The organism is Parerythrobacter lutipelagi, from assembly GCF_005434975.1.
Lineage (GTDB): Bacteria > Pseudomonadota > Alphaproteobacteria > Sphingomonadales > Sphingomonadaceae > Parerythrobacter_A > Parerythrobacter_A lutipelagi.
The window spans coordinates 1,624,428-1,642,258 of sequence record NZ_SKCJ01000001.1 but is presented as its reverse complement, the minus strand read 5'-3'; the positions used below and the strand labels follow the sequence as shown (position 1 = coordinate 1,642,258).

Genomic DNA, 17,831 nt, shown 5'->3' with positions numbered 1-17,831 from the left:
GCCTGATGATTGCAGCGCCGATTGCGTTGCCGGCGGGCTTGAATGCGCAGGAAACCGGAACTCAGGATACGGCGGATTTCGAAGTCGCAGGCAACACACCGGTGATCTGCACCCTGGCGTTGGACTCTGGCGCGGAAGACGGCCTGATCAACTTCAGCACAGCAGATCGCAACGTCTATCGAGTTGACCAGATGCTCGATGCGACGACACTTTCAACCCGCGCGGCATCGTTCGAAGTCACACTCGACGGGGTCTGCAACAGCGCTCACCGAATTCGGGTCGAAAGCCTCAACAACGGTCTTTGGCAAGTGTCGGAAACGCCGCCTGCCCGACCGAGCGGTTTCGGCACGGCGGTCCCGTATGACGTAACGGCGCGATGGACTGACCAGGTGCTGCTGCTGCCAGCTGATGCAGCCATCCGGCAGCCCCGGGAGCGAAGCGTCCCGATCAACAGACCCGCGAGCGGCGGCCTGACCTTGCGGTTCGAGATCGCAGCCGGTGCAACCAATCTGGCAGCGAATGCTCCGATGGTTGCAGGTGCATATGCCGATACCCTCACAATAGTACTGGAGCCCCTGCAATGAATTTGCTCCAACTTACCACGGCAAGCCTGGTCGGCATCCTTCCTCTGGTTCCGGTCGGAGCAACTGCTCAGGACCGAGCAACGGGACTGGTCGACACGAGCGGCCGCCAGCAATTCGAGATTGTCGCGGCCGCGGCCCCTGCATGCAATGTCTCTCCCGGCGCTGCTGCCAGTGTGGAGAACGCAAGCTTCCAGGATAGCGGCACAAGTGGCGGTACCGTTTCAATCACGGCACTCGCCGATCCGGAAACGGCTGAGGCCAACCCGGTATCGGTTCAGGTGGAAATCCCGGTCGTCTGCAATAGCGCGCATGACATCACGGTGCGCAGCGCCAACGGAGGCTTGCTTCGCGATGGCGGGACACGCGCAGCAATGGGCGGTTTTGTCCAGTTTCTGCCTTACGCGGTGCGGGTTGATTGGGTCGGGCAGTCGCAAACTGGCCAGTCGGACGAGTTGGAAGCGCTCACAATGAATGTTCCCAATGCAGGCGAAGGAATGCTTTCGGTCGACATAGCGCTCGGCGCCACCGGCGCAGTGCTGGTTGCCGGTTCATACGAGGACACGCTTCGCATCGAAATCACCGCAGCAGATTGACAATAACGGATCGGGCAGGGGCAAACGCAATGGGTATTTTCAAGAGAATAATGGCAGCGACCGCACTAGTCGCCGGAGCTCTCTTGCTGACGGGGCCGGCTTTGACCATGACCGTGCAGCCGGTTGTACTCGACCTGACATCGTACGGTAGCGGGATGTCACGCGTAGTGACGGTGGAAAACACTTTTGCGACCAAGTTACCCGTCGAGCTGCGGATCGAGGAACTGAAGTTCGACGACAGCCAATTGGTCAATACCCAGTCCGACACGGGCGACTTGCTGGTATTCCCACCGCAGGCAATGATAGAGCCCGGTGAAACGCAGAGTTTTCGCATCCAGTACGTCGGCGATCCCGAACTGGACCAGAGCAAACATTTCTACGTCACTGTGGCGCAATTGCCGGTTCAGCTCGCGGAAGGCCAGTCGGCCATCCAGATCCTGTACAATTTTCAGGTGCTCGTCAGTGTCGCACCAGCCGCGGAAAAACCGGCACTCGAGATCGTCTCAAGCTCTGTGGCAACGAACCGCGAAGGCAAACCGGTTCCATCGGTAACGGTTTCCAACGCTTCGAACGCGCACGGATACCTGTCAAACGGGCGGCTCCGCATCACCCAGCGCGATGCTGCTGGCAAACAGATTTTCAGTCGGTCAATCTCGGGTCCCGAGATGCTCCAGATCGTCGGCTTTGGGCTCGTCGGGGCCAACAGCACTCGAACGATCCAGATTCCGGTAGAATTGCCATCAGCAGAGGGGAGTTTGGATGCAAATTTCACGCCCCAATAAAACTCGTGCCATTCGCTCCGGAGTTTCGCTCCTGGCACTGTTGCTTGGCGGAGCACTGGCAGTTGCGCCGCTGCGAGCGGCTGAACAGGAAGACCTGACCAGCGCATCTCAACCCGCCGAAATCATCCTCCCGGCGACCCGCGGGGCCGGTGTCGCGCCGATCGACCTCAATCCGACGGAGCGCGATATTCGCCTGACGATTTCCGCAGTCGACGGACCGGTTATTCTTGGTGACATCCCGATCATCGTCACTGCTGACGACCGCCTGCGGATCGGCACCCGCCGCGTGCTCGATCTGCTCGCTGAATCGGTCGACCCAGACCGTCTTCGCGCGATGGAAGGTGCAATCCTCGGCCGCCGCGAGATAAGCGCTGAAGAATTCGAGCAGTCCGGTATCGGACTGCGCTTCGACCCGCAGAAACTGACGCTTGAATTTGTCATTCCCAGCGAGTTGCGTGCCAGCCGCAATCTGCAGGTCAGCGCACTGAACCGAGGGCGGGTCGGGGATTACCTTCAGCCCGAGAAATTCAGTGCCTATGTCAATGTCCGCGGCGCGCTAGACTATGTCAGCGATGGACCGGTCACCGGGATCCAGGAACCGACCTTTTTCCTCGACGGCGCGGCACGACTGGGCGATGTCGTTTTCGAGAGCGAGGCATTCTGGCAACCGGGAGCTGACAATGCGCCCGATTTCCAGCGCCAGGGATCCCGCATCGTCTATGACGACCTCAACCGGCTGTTCCGCCTCACCGCCGGCGACCTGCGGCCGGTAGCACGCGCTTTCCAGGTTACGCCGAATATCGCCGGCCTCTCGATTGCGCGGTCTTACAGCGAATTGCGGCCGCAGCAGATTATTCGCCCCCGTGGCAGCCGGAGCTTCCTGCTCGAGCGCCCGGCGACAGTGGAAATTTTCGTCAATGGCTCGCTCGCCCGCCGCACCCGTCTCAATCCGGGCAATTACAACCTCAGCGATTTTCCCTATACGCAAGGCGCCAACGATATCCGGGTGAATATCGTCGACGATAGCGGGCGTCAGGAAACTCTGCGGTTCAACATCTTCCTCGACCAGACACAGCTCGCCAAGGGGCTGACGGAATTCGGCATTTACGCTGGCGTTCAAGCTCCTCTGGGCATTGATGGCCCTGACTATTCGGACGACCTCGTGTTCACGGGCTTCGTTCGCCATGGCGTGTCCGATGAGCTGACACTTGGTGCCAATCTTCAACTGGACGAACAGTCTGCAATGGGCGGTGTAGAGGCGGTGTTCGGGACATCGTTCGGTACATTTTCAAGCAATCTGGCAGCTTCCCATGTCGACGGCATCGGGGAAGGCTGGGCGGCAACGGTTTCTTTCCAGCGCGTATTCCAACGGCCCCAGGGGTTCGCCGATGCCCTCAATCTGTTCGTCGAGACGCGAAGCGAGAAATTCGCCCCGATCTCCACTTTCCTTCCGACCAATCCGTTCGAATTCGAACTCGGTGGCGGCTATTCTCATGCACTCAACGAGCGCGCCTTTGTCGGGATCGATTCCCGGTTTTCCAAAGGCAGGAACGGCTTTTCGGACCAGCACAACTATCGGCTATCGGGTGGTTACCGGGTCAACGACCGGATCAGCCTGAATGCAGAAGCGCGCTACGAAAAGAACAATTTCCGTGACGAAGTCAGCGCCATGTTCTCGCTCAACATTCGCCTGGGCGGCTTTTCGAGCGCTCGAGTGCAATATGACACACGCGACAATCGCGCCCGCGCTTCGTACCAGACACTCACTGGACAAGGGGTCGGTTCGTTCAACCTGAGCGCGGACGTTGAGCGCAGCGACTTTGGCAGCGGATTCAATGTCAACGGCAACTACTATTCGAATGTCGGCGAGTTCGGATTGGCGCATTTCGGCGATTTCGCGGGCGACTTCGGACAGTCACGCAGCCAGCGGACCACCTTCCGCATGGCCAGTTCTCTCGCCCTTGCCGGAGACAGCCTCGCAATTGGCAGACCGATTTACGACAGCTTTGCGATCATCAAGCCGCACGAGAAGCTGAAGGGGGAGAAAATTCTCATCGATCCCACCATTTCGGGCCGCGTGGCGGACACCGAGCCTTTCGGCTCTGGCCTGCATCCCAGCCTCAACAGTTATTCCGAGCGGACGATAACTGTAGAGGCGCCGGAAGCGCCGGCCGGGACAGATCTCGGAACCGGCACCTATCGGGTAATTCCGCAGTATCGCAGCGGCTACAAGATGATCGTCGGGTCGGAGTATTCGATGACAGCTATCGGCACCCTGCTGGACAGTCAGGGCGCACCGGTTGCCCTGGCAATCGGGACGATCACGGAACTCGAAAGCGACAACCCGATGACGTACGAGGTGTTCACCAACCGCGAAGGCAGGTTCGGAATTCCCGGTCTCGCACCGGGCAAGTGGCGGCTCGAAATGCTCGATGATGATCGCAGCACCGTGATCATCGAAATACCGGATGAACCGGAACTCACTATCGTTCGCCTCGGCAATGTCCGTGGAACCGGAAGGCAATAAGATGATCACATCTCTCGCCCGCAAACTCGTCTTGACGCTAATTGCCAGCGTTTCAGCAACGCTCGCGGCTGCTCCGGCAGTTGCCCAATCGGTAACCTGCGGCATCACGGGCAGCGCCACTGCGCAAGCGGCCATCTATGATCCTTTCAGTCCGGTCGGGCTCCCAACCACGCGGATCACTCTCACCATGCAGCGGATCAATCCGGGTGGCGGGGCGAAGACTTCACATGTTGGCTTCTTTCTCACCGGGCAGGGGCCGGAGACGAACAATTCCATCGTCGTACCAATCAGTGCCGCTGGCAGCGTCAACATCTATGGCACCAACCAGAACGTGTTTTACAATTTCGGCACTCCCGGGCCGGTGCTGAATCTGGAGACCAACACTCCGGCTGGCTACATGATCGTCGAATTTACCGGCAACAACACCGCTTCCGATTTCGTGACCGTGGTGTTCGACATCACCCTGCCACCCAATCTCGATATTGCCGCGTCGCAGACACTCGATTTCGACGTGAACTATCACTGCAAAGGCACTGGTGGCGGCCCACCGTTTGAAGACAATGGAATCATTCCGAATGCGGTCAGCTTCCCGATCAAGGTATTGAGCGGGCTTCAGGCGAGCTATTCGGGCCACATCCTGGACTTTGGCGAAATCGGCGACAAGACGGATCTCGATATCGCCAACGATCAAGCCACCTACACCAAGGATGGCTGGGTCAATGTCCGAAGCTCGGGCCCATATACAGTCGATATGGTTTCGCAGAACGGCTACCGTATGACGTTCCCCGGCGGGAACCTCGCCGATGCCTCGCAGCGATTGCTATATACGGCCCGCTTCGCGGGGCAGACAGTCAACAATGCCAGCCCGACCTTCAACACGGTAGTCTGTCTACGCGCAGGATTGTCAGCAAAACAGCTGCCGCTGTCCGCAGAATTGAATGAAGGCGGTACGGCGAAAGCTCCGAGCCCGGACTATCAGGACATCCTGAGCATCACGCTTGCGCCCTTGGCAGGCGGCACACCGGGCGGCCTGAATTGTCCTGCGCTATAGAAGAGGGACGCACGCACACGGGCGAACCCGCAAGGTGCGTCAAGCTTCAGCGCGGAACCATCCGGAACGAAATTGCCAGGTTCTGATTATCGGCAGCGTTCGCGAGATCGAGCCGAACTGCGTTCGCCTGGATCGAAGGACCATTCTCGCTGGCAATGGCCACGGTGCCCGCGCCATCCAGTTGGAACATGCGATCACCGATCGTGACCGTACCGCCAGCCAGTTCCGGCGAATAGTCGAGGTAAAGATCGTAGCCTGCGGCGTTGTTGCAGAACTCACGCACGATACCCAGGTCGGCCGTCGTATCGGTGATGTCGACAATCGAGGCATCGCTTTTCACGTGGCAGCTAACGGGCACATTGCCGCGGAGCTGCACTCCGTAGTTCGAAGCCATTGCAGGCGTCGCAAGGATCATCGCAGCAAGGCTCAGGGCCATGGATTTCTTGATCATGTTTGGCACTCACTCTCTAAGGACCGCCATCTCCTAGATCGACATGCTTGGGACCACCCTAACGAGTAAGGTTAAGAGGTCGTGAGGACATCGGCAGAGCACGAACAAATTGCTAGGTAACAAGCAATTGCGGCTGGCACAGAGTGGTGAATTTTTTCGGGTCTCTTGTCAGAAAGGGCGCTGAATACGCTTGCGGCGTGAAAACATCGCAGCGCCGCATTGAGGAACGGTTGCGGCGGCCGACACGTTACGGCAAAGAGACCAGCATCCGCAGTAGTCCGAGTTCAGATCACCAATGGCCAACACACATCCCCTCAACGGCAAGCTTGTCGTCGTCACCGGCGGCAGCGGCTTTCTTGGTCAATATGTTGCGCAAGCGCTGCTCGAGCGGGGGGCACGGGTTCGGATTGCCGGCAAGAATCCGGAGAAAGCGCATGGGTTGAAGCCGCTGGCCAATCTGGGCCAGCTGCAATTCGCGCGTTTCAACATGAACGATGCGGCAAGCCGGAAGGCAGTCGTCCACGGTGCCGATGCAGTGGTCAACCTGGTGGGTTCGTTCGAAGGCGATCTGGTTCAATTGATGGGCAAGAGCGCAGGCGCGCTGGCCGAAGCGGCGAAGGATGCCGGCGCGAGTGCCTTCGTCCAGATCAGCGCGATCGGCGCGGATGCGGACAGCGAAGTCGACTATGCGCGCGGCAAGGCGCTGGGCGAGCGATTGGTGCTTGAAGCCTTCCCGAAAGCCACCGTGCTGCGTCCCTCGATCATCTTCGGCAAGGACGACAACTTCCTCAACATGTTTGCCGGGCTGATCCGGATGATGCCGGTGCTGCCGGTGTTCGGACCCGACGCGAAGCTGCAGCTGGTGTTCGTCGACGACGTGGCTGAAGCGGTCGCGGCGGCGCTGGCAGACCCGGCGAAACATGGCGGCAAGATTTACGAGCTGGGCGGGCCTGAAGTGCTCAACATGATGGAAGTCAACCAGCGGATCGCCAAGGCGCAAGGCCGGGAGCGCAGGTTCATCCCTGTGCCAGATGCCGCGTCGGGCGTGTTTGCCGCGTTGCCCGGCACACCGATGTCGAGCGACCAGTGGAGCCTGCTCAAGGCGGGCAGCGTAGTGGGCGAGCGTGCGAAGGGCTTTGCCGCGCTGGGCATCGAACCGCGACCGTTGGGCCTGTTCCTCGATCGGTGGATGGTCCGCTACAAGAAGCACGGCCGCTTCACCGGCCGCAAGCAAATCGCCTGAACTGACGGGCCCCGGCCCTCAGTCGATTGCTTCTACCAGCAACACCGATCCGTCGCTCCCGGTGATCCGTACGCGGGTGCCGACACCGGCATCCGTTCCGCGCGCGAGCCATTCGCTGTCGCCGTGCTTTACCCGGCCCGATCCGGATTCGATCGCCTGCACCACGATCGCCGTTTCCCCCGCCAGCCGCATGCCGCGCCGGTTCATCATCGGGTCGGCTTCGGTAATCGGGTGATCCCTGAGGTAGCGCCGCCCCGCGAACACCGCGAGGATCGCCAGCACGCCGAAAATGCCGACCTGCAACGCCAGGCCGATCGGCAGCATGAAGGTCAGCACACCGGTTATCAGCGCCGCGCCCGCAAGCCAGATCAGGAAGACACCCGGCACGAGCATTTCCGCCGCCGCAAGCAGCAGGCCGATCGCCAGCCACACCATGTGCGGGTCGAGGTTCTCGATCCAGTCCATTACCGGCCACCACTCGGCGGCGTGCTGCGCGGCACGCTTGGCTGCTGGGCCGAACGGCGCGGCGACGCTTGCGTTGCTGCCGGAGGTGTCGGGCGTGGCCCGTCGCCAATCGCATCCTTCACCAGTTCACCGATCCCGCCGAGCGAGCCGATCAGCTGAGTCGCTTCAACCGGGAACAGGATCGTCTTCGCGTTCGGGCTGGTGGCAAACTGGCTGATCGCCTTGGTGTATTCCTGCGCCACGAAGTAATTGATCGCCTGATTGCCGGAACCGGCAATCGCATCGGACACCATCTGGGTTGCCTTTGCTTCGGCTTCGGCCAGACGCTCGCGCGCTTCAGCGTCACGGAACGCGGCTTCCTTCTGGCCTTCAGCGGTCAGGATGGCGCTCTGCTTGTCACCTTCGGCGCGCAGGATGTTCGATGCCCGGTCACCTTCGGCTTCGAGGATCTCGGCACGCTTCAGGCGCTCTGCCTTCATCTGCCGCGCCATGGCTTCGCTGATGTCGAGCGGCGGACGGATATCCTTGATCTCGACCCGGGTGATCTTCACGCCCCACGGGCTGGTCGCATGGTCGACCACGGACAGCAGCCGGGCGTTGATCTCGTCCCGCTTGGACAGCGTTTCATCGAGGTCCATCGAACCCATCACTGTCCGAAGATTGGTCGTGGTGAGCGCCATGATCGCCTGATAGAGATTGGACACTTCGTAGGCCGCCTTGCCGGCGTCGAGCACCTGGAAGAAGACGACCGCATCGACCCCGACCATGGCGTTGTCGGCGGTGATGATTTCCTGCCCCGGAATATCCATCACCTGTTCCATCATGTTCACCTTGCGCCCCACGCGATCGACGAACGGGATGATCAGGTGGAAGCCCGGCTCTGCCGCCAGGCTGAACTTGCCCAGCCGCTCGATCGTGTAGACGAAACCCTGCTTCACGATGCGAACACCCATGATCAGGAAAATAAACGCCATTACCAGCAGCGCGAATGCAGTCTCAAGCATTGGTCAGACCCCCAGAAAAACTGTTGCTTACAGAGTAACGCCCCTGCGCTGACGGGCAAGCAAAACCGGAATCGGCGAGCAGGGTTTTGCTAACCTTCTGGCGTGGCAAGCCGCCGCTGTGCTGCCAAGTGGAACACTGAAGCCCTGTTTTAAGCACTAGCATAAGCCCGCTATTCGCAAATATCGCCATGCGCCTGATCCAGCCGGGCGAGCAGCTGCAACAGCGCAGAATTGCAAGGTTTGCGCGCGATGCGAACAATTCGCCTATTGAGAATGATCGGGCGCCACAACCCTGTCTCGAAACGCCAGAAAAGTTCTTCGACGTTGACTTTCGGTTTTCGGCCAGATTTGTACGCGGGGGAAGCGTTTGCGCCGGGAATGCATTTGCTCGGTGCGTCTGGCTGCGTCTGGCTGAGCTGCCGATCCAGCGCAACATCCTACGCGGCACAAAACCCCGCCGACCATGCCCGCTGCCGCAATCGATAAGCCCCTTCCCGCGCCATCCCGATTGCCGCTGCAGCTTGGGCGACCGTCCCGGTCTGCGCCAGCAAGCCAATAAAGGGCACCTACCGCGCAGGGGACCACCCATCATGGCGCTCGGCCGTCAGCACCGGAAAGAACTACGAAATACGGCGGCGGCGTTGAACGGGAATGAGGTCCGGAGCAAGTGAGGGAGAAGCCATCCGCCAGGCTAATGCAGATTTTGGCGGTGTAGGGAAGTTTCCGGCAATGACGCTCTCATCAGGCCATGCGAAGCCGGACAGAGCAACTCGATCCTTCGCAATCAGATTGGAACAACTTTCTCATAAGGCGCGATAAACGAGCAGGAAATACCGGCTGGATCGAAAACCATTTCCACTTTGCAACCGAACTGCTGCGCAAGGCTTTGCTCGATCATGAAAGAGCCGAAGCCGCGGGCTTCAGGCGAAATGACTTCAGGCCCTCCCCGTTCAACCCATTTGAGTTCGAGGAATTTTTCGCCCGCCTCTGTGACCGTATCCCGCCACGAGATATCGACGCGGCCCTCTTCGTTCGAAAGCGCACCGTATTTTGCCGCATTGGTCGAAAGTTCATGAAGGGCGAGCCCAAAGGCTTGCGCTACAGTTGTCTTGAACTTGGTCGCAGGCCCGGAAAGATTGATCCGGTCCCCGATTAGCGGTTCGAAGTGTCCCAACTGCGACTGCACCAGTTCATCCAGCGGAATATCTTGCCATGAATTGTGCACGAGCACATCGTGACTTGCAGCCAAGGCCGCGATGCGGGCTTCAAGCCGGCTAATGTAGTCATCGGGATTGCGCTTCGCGGTTTGACGGGCGAGCACTTGAACCACAGCAAGGACATTTTTTGCGCGATGATTCATTTCGTGCAAGATCAAGCGCTCACGCTCTTCGCGTTTTTTTCTCTCCGTCTCATCGATTATCGAAGCAAAAAACACATCCCCGGCCTCAGGAAAATACTGAAGCTGGACGGAAACTGGATAAGTCGTTCCGTCCTTTCGCTCGTGCACCGTTTCGAACGTCAATACAGACAATCTTGCATCCAGAAGTGGCTCGACGAATTCGATGAACTGTTCACGCGAAAATTCGGGCTTCAAGTCCCATGGTGTGAGAGCGCGCATTTCCTCCATCGAATAGCCAAGATTTTCGCGAGCGCCGCGATTGACCAGCTCAAAGCGATATGTGCGCTTGTCGAAAACGTAGGCTTCGCTGACCGAAGCTTCGACGATCTTCCCAAGCCGCTCATTCAACGATGATGTCGAAAGTCGTTCAAGCTCGGCGGCGGCCCTTCCCGAAAACAGGCTGACTATTTCTTCAACCATCCCCGGATCACAAAATGGCTTGTCGTCCATAACAGCGATCAAACCAAGGACCCGGCCGTCTGACGATCGCAAGGCTATGCCAGCATAGCTCTGCGCGCCCAGATCGGTGAGCATCTGGTCCATAGGGTATTGGCTCGCAATATCCTCTGCAAAACAACATACACCCTCCGACGCGACATCGGCGCAGGGCGTGTTTGCAAGCGGATAAACGAAATTCTCGGCTGGGCCGTTGTCCCAGAACGCCAGTGTCGTGGCTTCGCCCGGCTGGGCCGTAGGGAGATTGCAGATGAACGCCCATCGCACAGCCAAGGCTTCCGCCAATCCCTCGACCAGAACCGGAAAGTATTTTTCTCCAACTACCCGCGAGGTTTCAGCCAATATGGACAGCGCATTGGAGAAGCTCGGCAAGGCGGGAAATCGAATCGTATCGACCTGATTCATGCTACACTCCGAGCAGGGAGCCAAAAGCATACTTGTTTCGCAAAATTCGAGCAAACGAATTTGCATCAAGTTGTAAACCGCGCGGGCCTGCAAATCATTCAGCCCACAGCCAGTATCAAGCCAGATGTCCCACCGAGATCGACGGACGGATCGATCTCGCTCGAATTACAAAGCCGCCTCATACAGTTCCATCAGATCCGCCCACGCCTTTTCCGCCGCCGCTTCGTTGTAGGCCGGGCTGTCCGGCACGCACCAGCCGTGGTCGCCGGCGTATACTTCGACCTTGGCCTGATGGCCGGTCGCGTCAAAGCTTTCGCGCAGCACCACCTTGTCGTTCGGCGCTTCCGCATCGTCATCCTGCGCAATGGCGACGAGGAAACTCGCCTTGGTTTTGTCGATCAATTTGTGCGGGCTCATCGGATCATCGGGCTTGACCAGCCCGCCGCCGTGGAAGCTGCCTGCCGCGCGCACCCGCCCCGGAACTGCGGCGGCAGTCCAGAAAGTAAACGGGCCGCCCATGCAATAGCCTTGCGTCCCGATACCCCTGCGCGTGTCGACTTCTTTCTGCTCGTCTAGCCAGGATACCGCCGCCTTGGCATCGTGCATGACCGCTTCGGCATTAAGCTTGCCGCGCATCTCGCGCGCGATCGGCCAACCGCCATTGCCCGCGAAATCGGCAAAATCCTCCCAGATCTGGCCCTGGCGGTCGCGGTAATAGGGATTGATGACAAAGGTCGAATAGCCGCGCCCGGCCAGCCGCCGCGCCATCTCGCGCTTGCTTTCGCGCAGGCCTGCAATGTCGGGCCATAGCAGCACGGCCGGTGCCGGACCCGAAGTCGGCGCAACGAAGAAGCCGTCGATCGTCTCACTCCCGGCGGCAAAACTGACGTTGCGTTCGGTCCAGGCGGGAAAGCCGCCGGGCGAAGCGGTGGTGACATCTTGCGGCTCCTGCGTATCAGACCTGCCACCCATCGGGGCGCAGGCTGCAATTGCCGCCATCCCGCCGAGCACACCGAAGTGCCGCCGGCTGATCGTTTCCTTCGCCCATTTCTCGAGCTTCGCTTTATCACACATAATAACTCTCCCGGTCGCACCTGACTGCCAAACGATGGGCCAGCCCGCATAGTTCCATGTCCGGCAGCGATGGACAAGACTTCGCGCACGCGGCAATAAAGGTTTCATTGAGCGACCGACAGAGTCGCCGAAAGGGAGAGTCTCGGATGAAACGCTGTGCGATTCTTGCTGTCACTGCACTTGCGCTTGCCGCGTGCGGCGACATCGAAATGCCCGAGGGGGGCATCGACAATGCAGCCTTGCTCGCTGCGGGTGACGATACCGCCAACTGGATCACCCATGGGCGCACCTATGATGAACAGCGTTTCTCCCCGCTCGATCAGGTAAACACCGAAACGGTCGAGAATCTGGGTCTTTCCTGGTTTGCCGATATGGACACCGCGCGAGGGCAGGAAGCGACGCCGCTGGTGATCGATGGCAAGCTTTATCTCACCACCGCATGGAGCAAGGTGAAAGCATTCGACGCTGCCACCGGGGAGAAGCTGTGGGAATACGATCCCGAAGTGCCCGGCGAAACCGCCGTCAAAGCATGCTGCGACGTTGTCAATCGCGGCCTCGCTACATGGGGTGACAGCCTCTACCTCGGCACGCTCGACGGGCGGCTGGTCGCGCTCGACCGCGAAACCGGCGCGGTGAAGTGGGAAAAGCAGACCACCGATCCCGAGATGGCCTACACGGTCACCGGTGCACCGCGGGTGATCGACGGCAAGGTTCTGATCGGCAATGGCGGCGCAGAGTTTGGCGTGCGCGGCTATATCGCTGCCTATGATGCTGCCGATGGCGAGGAGCTTTGGCGCTTCTACACGGTGCCCGACGGCGATTCCTCGGACGATCCGGAGTATCTGCAGAAAGCATCGGAAACCTGGTTCGGCGATGTGCTCGGCAGCGAGAACGGCATCGGCGGCGGCGGGACGGTGTGGGATTCGATGGCCTACGATCCGGACCTCAACCTGCTGTATATCGGCGTCGGCAACGGGTCCCCGTGGAACCGCGCTTACCGGTCGCCGGGTGAAGACGGCACCGGCAAGGGGGACAATCTCTATCTTTCCTCGATCGTCGCAATCCGTCCCGATACCGGCGAATATGTCTGGCACTACCAGACCACCCCGGGCGAAACATGGGATTACACCGCGACCCAGCACATCATCCTTGCCGACCTCGAAATCGACGGGGCGGAGCGCAAGGTTCTGATGCAGGCCCCGAAGAACGGGTTCTTCTATGTGATCGACCGCGAGACGGGCGAGTTTCTATCGGGCAAGGAATATATTCCGCAAAACTGGGCCAGCGGCATCGACGAGAACGGCCGGCCGATCGAAAACCCCGAAGCGCGGATCGATGTGACGGGCAAGGCGGCGATGGTCATGCCCGGCCCGCTTGGCGGCCACAACTGGCACCCGATGGCATTCAACCCGGAGGAAGGGCTGGTGTATATTCCGGCTTTCGAAGCCGCGACGATCTATGAACCCCAGGCCGACTGGAAAGCCGACCGGGCGCGCGGCTTCAACGTCGGTTTCAATCTGGGCGCAGGCGATCTGCCGCCCGACCTCGGTATTCGCAAGCAGGTCTACGGCACAGTCAAAGGCAAGCTGATGGCGTGGGACCCGGTCAAGCAGGAAGCCCGCTGGACGGTCGAGTTTCCCGGCCCGTGGAACGGCGGCATCCTGACCACCGGCGGCGGGCTGGTGTTCCAGGGCAACAGCTCGAGCGAGTTCAGCGCCTACAACGCGAAGACCGGCGACAAGCTGTGGAGCTTCCCGGCACAGACCGGCATCGTTGCCCCGCCGATCACCTACACGGTCGACGGCGAACAGTATGTCGCAGTGCTGGCCGGTTGGGGCGGCGCCTATGCCATCACCGCCGATGGCGATCTGGTGAATTCGCAAGGACCGGTGCGCAACGTCAGCCGTTTGCTGGTGTTCAAGCTCGGCGCGACCGGCGAGCTTCCGGCGGAGAAAGAGCTGGCCGAACTGCCGCTGGATCCGCCGCCGAGCCGCGCCGATGCGCAGACGATTGCGGCAGGCGGCACAAGCTATGCCCGGTATTGCGCGGTGTGCCACGCTCCAGCAGCGGTCGGCTCGACCGTGCTGCCCGATCTGCGCCGCAGCGGCACCCTCCAGTCGAAGGATGCTTTCCTCGCGGTCGTCCGTGACGGTGTGCTGAAAGATCGCGGCATGGTCAGCTTCAGGGACTCGCTGACCAAGGACCAGATGGATGCCATCCGCGAATACATCATCTTCCGCGCCAACCAGGACAAGGATGCGGGTGTGAAGTGAGGAATCGAGGCGGTGTGAAGCCTTTTTCAGGCCTCCACCGCCTCGACCCCGACTTGATCAATCGCTGTCGGTCTTGGTCTGGCAAGCCCATCCGAGGAAACGCCAAGCGCCATCGCGCTTGATCAGCGTGTCGGCGCAGCGCTCAACCGAGGTCTCTCGCTCACCCTTGTAATTCTTTTCGACAAGGTTTGCGTAATAGTACGCTATGGCTGTATCGCCGTTCACGGAGATTTTGACCGGGTCTAGCTGCCGATACAGGATTTCGCCTTCTTGGCCGAAGACATTGTTGCGGGCACGCATTTGGTCGCGTGAAGACGGGACGGGATAATCCGAATTCCAGCCATAGCCGTTTGGATCGACGACTTCATACCAAGTGCCGTTTTCCGCATGTTCAGCCCATGCATCAGAAACGAAAGTCCAGACTTCGCTTTGCTCCGAACTCCAGCTCTGAGCATGCACCGGGCTCACTGCAATGGTCGCCGCTACAGCAGCTATAAGAAGCTTCGTACTCATGAAAATTCCCCCAAGTTGAAGCCCGACGAGGATCGCCGGGTAAACCCCCGAGGAGAATGGCGACCCAATAAAATTGCATCAGCCTCTGAGTAACAACACAATGAGGTATTCCGGAACGGAGTCAATGGCCCGTCACCAACCCAATCGCCAGCCCGACTGGCGGCCTCGTGTTCGGCCAATGGCGCTGATGCAACGACATACCCTTACGTTTGCGTAAAGCGCGTGTTAGGTCACAGCCAACAACACAAGCGAGTCGCGATCGGCCGCTTGGACAATGAGTATGTGGGAGATTGTGATGACCAAAACTTACGCGAATCTGATTGATGGCGAACTGGTGACGACCGGCGAAACGCTGGAAGTGCTCAACCCGGCAAACGAGCAGGTCGTCGGGCTGGTCCCCGCGTGCGGCCAGGATGAGCTGGATCGCGCGGTCACCGCAGCGCGCCGGGCGTTCAAGGACTGGCGGAAGACCAGCCAGGAAGAACGCCAGAAAGTCGTTCAGGGCATCGCCGCTGCGATCAAGGACAATGCCGACGAGCTGTTTCGCTTGCTCACCACCGAACAGGGCAAGCCGCATGCCCAGGCGCAGCAGGAGATTTACGGCGCCGCCGGTCTTGCCGCTGCGCAATCCACGCTGACGCTGGACGATGTGATCAATCAGGATGACGATCAGCGCCTGAGCCGCACTCGCCGTGTGCCGGTTGGCGTGGTCGGCGGGATCGTGCCGTGGAACTTCCCCGTAATGATGGCGATCCAGAAGATCGTCCCTGCGCTGGTTGCAGGCTGCACCATCGTGCTCAAGCCTTCGCCGTTTACGCCGCTGACCACGCTGCGCATCGCGGAACTGATCAAGGATGTCGTGCCGGCTGGCACCGTCAACATCATAACCGGTGAGGACAGCCTCGGCCCGATGATCACCAGCCACCCGGATATCGACAAGATCACCTTCACCGGCTCGACCGCGACCGGCAAGAAGATCATGGAAGGCGCGAGCCACGACCTGAAGCGCATCACGCTGGAGTTGGGCGGAAACGATGCCTCGATCGTCCTGCCCGATGCCGACGTGGAAAAAGTCGCTGAACAACTCTTCTGGTCGAGCTTCTCCAACGCCGGTCAGGTCTGCATCGCAGCCAAGCGCGTCTACATCCACGAGGATATCTATGACGAACTGAGCGCTGCTATTGCCGAGTATGCCAAGGGCGTAACCGTGGGTGACGGATCGCAGCAGGGCACCGGCGTCGGCCCGATCCAGAACAAGAAGCAGTTCGAGCGGGTGTGCGAGCTGATCCAAGATGCCAAGGACCAGGGTTATAACTTCCTCGTCGGCGGCGAAGGCGGTGACCCGTCGGGCAGCGGCTATTACGTGCCGATCACCATTCTCGACAATCCGCCCGAAGATGCGCGGATCGTGGCGGAAGAACAGTTCGGCCCGGTCATGCCGCTGATGAAATTCTCCACCAATGACGAAGTGATCGAGCGGGCCAACAACTCCGAATATGGCCTGGCCGGTGCGGTCTGGACAAAAGACACCGAGAAGGGTGTGGAGATTGCCGAACAGCTCGAGACCGGCACGGTGTGGATCAACGAGTTCATGCACCTCTCGCCCTTCGCACCGTTTGGCGGACACAAGCAGTCCGGCTTCGGCGCGGAATACGGCATCGACGGGTTGAAAGAGTTCACCTACCCGCAGGTAATCACGGTCAAGCGCGACGCGGTGGTCTGACCTGATAGCCTGACCAACGAACAAGGGGCGCCGGTCTGAACCGGCGCCCCTTTTCTTTGCGCAACAGAATTTCGCCTAGCCGACTGCGGTCGCTTCCAGTTCGATCATCACCGCCGGATCATAAAGCCGCGTCACGCCGAGCAATGTGGCGACGATCTGCGCGCCCTCCTCGACATGGATCGGCATGATCTGCTCCGCCGCAGCCATGAAGCCATCCACATCGGTGGTGTAAAAATTCAACCGCACAAGATTTGCAGGGGTCATGTCTGCCGCCGCCAGTGCCTCCTTCAGGCATTGCCAAGCGGATTTGTACTGCGCCACCATATCGCCCGGGTGCAGCGGCGATCCGTCAGCTGCCGATGCGGTCTGGCCTGACAGATAGAGTGTCCGCGAGTGGCCTGATACTTCCACCGCATGATTGAGGCCGAAGCCTTGCATCCACGGTGTCGGGTTGTGCGTTTTCTTGTCCATTCCTACCCCCTTGGCGTCATCAAATTCTTGTCACATCCGCATCCGCGCGCTCTGGCCGTCGTCGACCTTGATGACCGCGCCGGTCACGCACTCGCTTGCCGGGCTACACAGATAAAGCAGCGTCGAGTCGAGCTGGGCTGCCACCGGAATGCGTTTGCGCGCGACATGTTCTGACGGGTCGCCGATGCGCTCGAACATGCCGTCGGTCATTTCGCTGACGAACATGCCCGGCGCAATCGCATTGACGTTGATATTGGCATAGGCCCATTCGGTGCTCAGCGTTTCCGTCATCCGGGCAACCGCAGTCTTGGTCACGGCATAGAGCGCCGCCCCGCCGCCATCGTAGCGGTAGTGCGCGGTCGAGCTGATGTTGACGATATTGCCCGGCCTCTTCGCTTCGATCAGCCGCCGCGCGACTTCGATTGCAAGCAGCCAGGGCGCGCGCAAATTCACGCCGAGCACGTGATCGACCAGATCGACCGACATCTTGTGTGCCCGCTGCGCATCGGGAACCCCGGCATTGTTGACGAGAATATCGACCGTGCCGAACGCTGCCTCCGCGGCATCGACCGCAGCCACAAGAGCATCCGCATCGCGCGCATCCATCGCGACCGGTATCGCTCTGCCGCCTGCTTGCTCGATCTCCTTTGCCAGCGCCTCCAGCCGGTCGACCCGCCGCGCGCACAGCGCCACCGCCGCGCCTTGTGATGCAAGCACGCGGGCGAAGCGTTCTCCCAAACCCGATGATGCTCCTGTCACGAGGGCCACGCGGCCGGTAAGATCGTGGGAGGCGTTCGATAAGGGAAAATCGGGCATC

At 60.1% G+C, this 17,831-nt stretch carries 16 protein-coding genes; 8 read left to right on the top strand and 8 right to left on the bottom strand.

Translation table 11 applies throughout. The annotated features are described in order from the left end of the window. Positions 1-5 precede the first annotated feature (5 nt). From E0502_RS08120 to E0502_RS08100, 5 genes are read left to right on the top strand one after another with little or no spacing between them, the layout of a single operon-like run. Entirely contained in the window at positions 6-584 is a 579-nt protein-coding gene (locus tag E0502_RS08120) for a hypothetical protein (protein WP_137677387.1), read from the top strand. After that, positions 581-1,177: a hypothetical protein gene (locus E0502_RS08115; protein WP_137677386.1), complete on the top strand. Its 597-nt coding sequence runs from the start codon at positions 581-583 to the stop codon at positions 1,175-1,177. The genes E0502_RS08120 and E0502_RS08115 overlap by 4 nt, the downstream gene beginning before the upstream one ends. A gap of 29 nt (positions 1,178-1,206) precedes the next feature. Further along, positions 1,207-1,959 (top strand): fimbrial biogenesis chaperone, encoded by a 753-nt coding sequence (locus tag E0502_RS08110; RefSeq protein ID WP_137677385.1) that lies wholly within the window; start codon positions 1,207-1,209, stop codon positions 1,957-1,959. Next, positions 1,937-4,486, top strand: coding sequence for a fimbria/pilus outer membrane usher protein (locus E0502_RS08105; protein WP_137677384.1), 2,550 nt, complete (start codon positions 1,937-1,939; stop codon positions 4,484-4,486). Before E0502_RS08110 ends, E0502_RS08105 begins: the two co-directional genes overlap by 23 nt. A gap of 1 nt (position 4,487) precedes the next feature. Next, positions 4,488-5,537: a hypothetical protein gene (locus tag E0502_RS08100; protein WP_137677383.1), complete on the top strand. Its 1,050-nt coding sequence runs from the start codon at positions 4,488-4,490 to the stop codon at positions 5,535-5,537. Between the two features lie 46 nt (positions 5,538-5,583). On the opposite strand, the gene E0502_RS08095 is transcribed toward E0502_RS08100, so the two are convergent. After that, complete coding sequence (locus E0502_RS08095; protein ID WP_137677382.1) at positions 5,584-5,988, bottom strand: hypothetical protein; 405 nt, start codon at positions 5,986-5,988, stop codon at positions 5,584-5,586. Positions 5,989-6,283: 295 nt separating this feature from the next. Between E0502_RS08095 and E0502_RS08090 the strand changes: the two genes are divergently transcribed. Then, on the top strand, positions 6,284-7,231 hold the full coding sequence (locus E0502_RS08090) for a complex I NDUFA9 subunit family protein (protein WP_137677381.1): 948 nt from the start codon (positions 6,284-6,286) through the stop codon (positions 7,229-7,231). Positions 7,232-7,249: 18 nt separating this feature from the next. Here E0502_RS08090 and E0502_RS08085 read toward each other — a convergent pair whose 3' ends face one another. From E0502_RS08085 to E0502_RS08070, 4 genes are all read right to left on the bottom strand, one after another. Beyond that, positions 7,250-7,696, bottom strand: a complete 447-nt coding sequence (locus E0502_RS08085) for an NfeD family protein (RefSeq protein ID WP_137677380.1) — start codon at positions 7,694-7,696, stop codon at positions 7,250-7,252. After that, entirely contained in the window at positions 7,696-8,700 is a 1,005-nt protein-coding gene (locus tag E0502_RS08080; protein WP_240048912.1) for an SPFH domain-containing protein, read from the bottom strand. The genes E0502_RS08085 and E0502_RS08080 overlap by 1 nt, the downstream gene beginning before the upstream one ends. Positions 8,701-9,484: 784 nt before the next feature. After that, positions 9,485-11,053, bottom strand: coding sequence for an HWE histidine kinase domain-containing protein (locus E0502_RS08075; protein WP_137677379.1), 1,569 nt, complete (start codon positions 11,051-11,053; stop codon positions 9,485-9,487). 72 nt (positions 11,054-11,125) lie between these two features. After that, a complete protein-coding gene (locus tag E0502_RS08070; RefSeq protein ID WP_137677378.1) occupies positions 11,126-12,034 on the bottom strand; it encodes a dienelactone hydrolase family protein in 909 nt (302 codons plus the stop codon). Between the two features lie 146 nt (positions 12,035-12,180). On the opposite strand from E0502_RS08070, the gene E0502_RS08065 reads away from it, so the two are divergent. Further along, positions 12,181-14,307, top strand: a complete 2,127-nt coding sequence (locus E0502_RS08065; protein ID WP_240048911.1) for a PQQ-dependent dehydrogenase, methanol/ethanol family — start codon at positions 12,181-12,183, stop codon at positions 14,305-14,307. 57 nt (positions 14,308-14,364) lie between these two features. Here E0502_RS08065 and E0502_RS08060 read toward each other — a convergent pair whose 3' ends face one another. Next, positions 14,365-14,820 carry a nuclear transport factor 2 family protein gene (locus tag E0502_RS08060; RefSeq protein ID WP_137677377.1) on the bottom strand — a complete coding sequence of 152 codons (456 nt, stop codon included), beginning with the start codon at positions 14,818-14,820 and terminating at the stop codon, positions 14,365-14,367. 295 nt (positions 14,821-15,115) lie between these two features. On the opposite strand from E0502_RS08060, the gene E0502_RS08055 reads away from it, so the two are divergent. Then, positions 15,116-16,543: an aldehyde dehydrogenase family protein gene (locus tag E0502_RS08055; RefSeq protein ID WP_137677376.1), complete on the top strand. Its 1,428-nt coding sequence runs from the start codon at positions 15,116-15,118 to the stop codon at positions 16,541-16,543. Between the two features lie 75 nt (positions 16,544-16,618). Here E0502_RS08055 and E0502_RS08050 read toward each other — a convergent pair whose 3' ends face one another. Both E0502_RS08050 and E0502_RS08045 read right to left on the bottom strand, forming a co-directional pair. Beyond that, the gene (locus E0502_RS08050; RefSeq protein ID WP_137677375.1) at positions 16,619-17,014 is read right to left on the bottom strand and encodes a RidA family protein; all 396 of its coding nucleotides are present in this window, start codon (positions 17,012-17,014) and stop codon (positions 16,619-16,621) included. A gap of 30 nt (positions 17,015-17,044) precedes the next feature. Next, positions 17,045-17,830, bottom strand: a complete 786-nt coding sequence (locus E0502_RS08045) for an SDR family NAD(P)-dependent oxidoreductase (protein WP_137677374.1) — start codon at positions 17,828-17,830, stop codon at positions 17,045-17,047. Position 17,831 lies beyond the last annotated feature (1 nt).

Bases quoted from the DNA above. Each gene is read 5' to 3' on its own strand.
- E0502_RS08045 (WP_137677374.1), bottom strand. From the start codon at position 17,830: ATGCCCGATTTTCCCTTATCGAACGCCTCCCACGATCTTACCGGCCGC.
- E0502_RS08060 (WP_137677377.1), bottom strand. From the start codon at position 14,820: ATGAGTACGAAGCTTCTTATAGCTGCTGTAGCGGCGACCATTGCAGTG.
- E0502_RS08100 (WP_137677383.1), top strand. From the start codon at position 4,488: ATGATCACATCTCTCGCCCGCAAACTCGTCTTGACGCTAATTGCCAGC.
- E0502_RS08085 (WP_137677380.1), bottom strand. From the start codon at position 7,696: ATGGACTGGATCGAGAACCTCGACCCGCACATGGTGTGGCTGGCGATC.
- E0502_RS08080 (WP_240048912.1), bottom strand. From the start codon at position 8,700: ATGCTTGAGACTGCATTCGCGCTGCTGGTAATGGCGTTTATTTTCCTG.
- E0502_RS08050 (WP_137677375.1), bottom strand. From the start codon at position 17,014: ATGGACAAGAAAACGCACAACCCGACACCGTGGATGCAAGGCTTCGGC.
- E0502_RS08090 (WP_137677381.1), top strand. From the start codon at position 6,284: ATGGCCAACACACATCCCCTCAACGGCAAGCTTGTCGTCGTCACCGGC.
- E0502_RS08095 (WP_137677382.1), bottom strand. From the start codon at position 5,988: ATGATCAAGAAATCCATGGCCCTGAGCCTTGCTGCGATGATCCTTGCG.
- E0502_RS08115 (WP_137677386.1), top strand. From the start codon at position 581: ATGAATTTGCTCCAACTTACCACGGCAAGCCTGGTCGGCATCCTTCCT.
- E0502_RS08120 (WP_137677387.1), top strand. From the start codon at position 6: ATGATTGCAGCGCCGATTGCGTTGCCGGCGGGCTTGAATGCGCAGGAA.
- E0502_RS08055 (WP_137677376.1), top strand. From the start codon at position 15,116: ATGACCAAAACTTACGCGAATCTGATTGATGGCGAACTGGTGACGACC.
- E0502_RS08110 (WP_137677385.1), top strand. From the start codon at position 1,207: ATGGGTATTTTCAAGAGAATAATGGCAGCGACCGCACTAGTCGCCGGA.
- E0502_RS08065 (WP_240048911.1), top strand. From the start codon at position 12,181: ATGAAACGCTGTGCGATTCTTGCTGTCACTGCACTTGCGCTTGCCGCG.
- E0502_RS08105 (WP_137677384.1), top strand. From the start codon at position 1,937: ATGCAAATTTCACGCCCCAATAAAACTCGTGCCATTCGCTCCGGAGTT.
- E0502_RS08070 (WP_137677378.1), bottom strand. From the start codon at position 12,034: ATGTGTGATAAAGCGAAGCTCGAGAAATGGGCGAAGGAAACGATCAGC.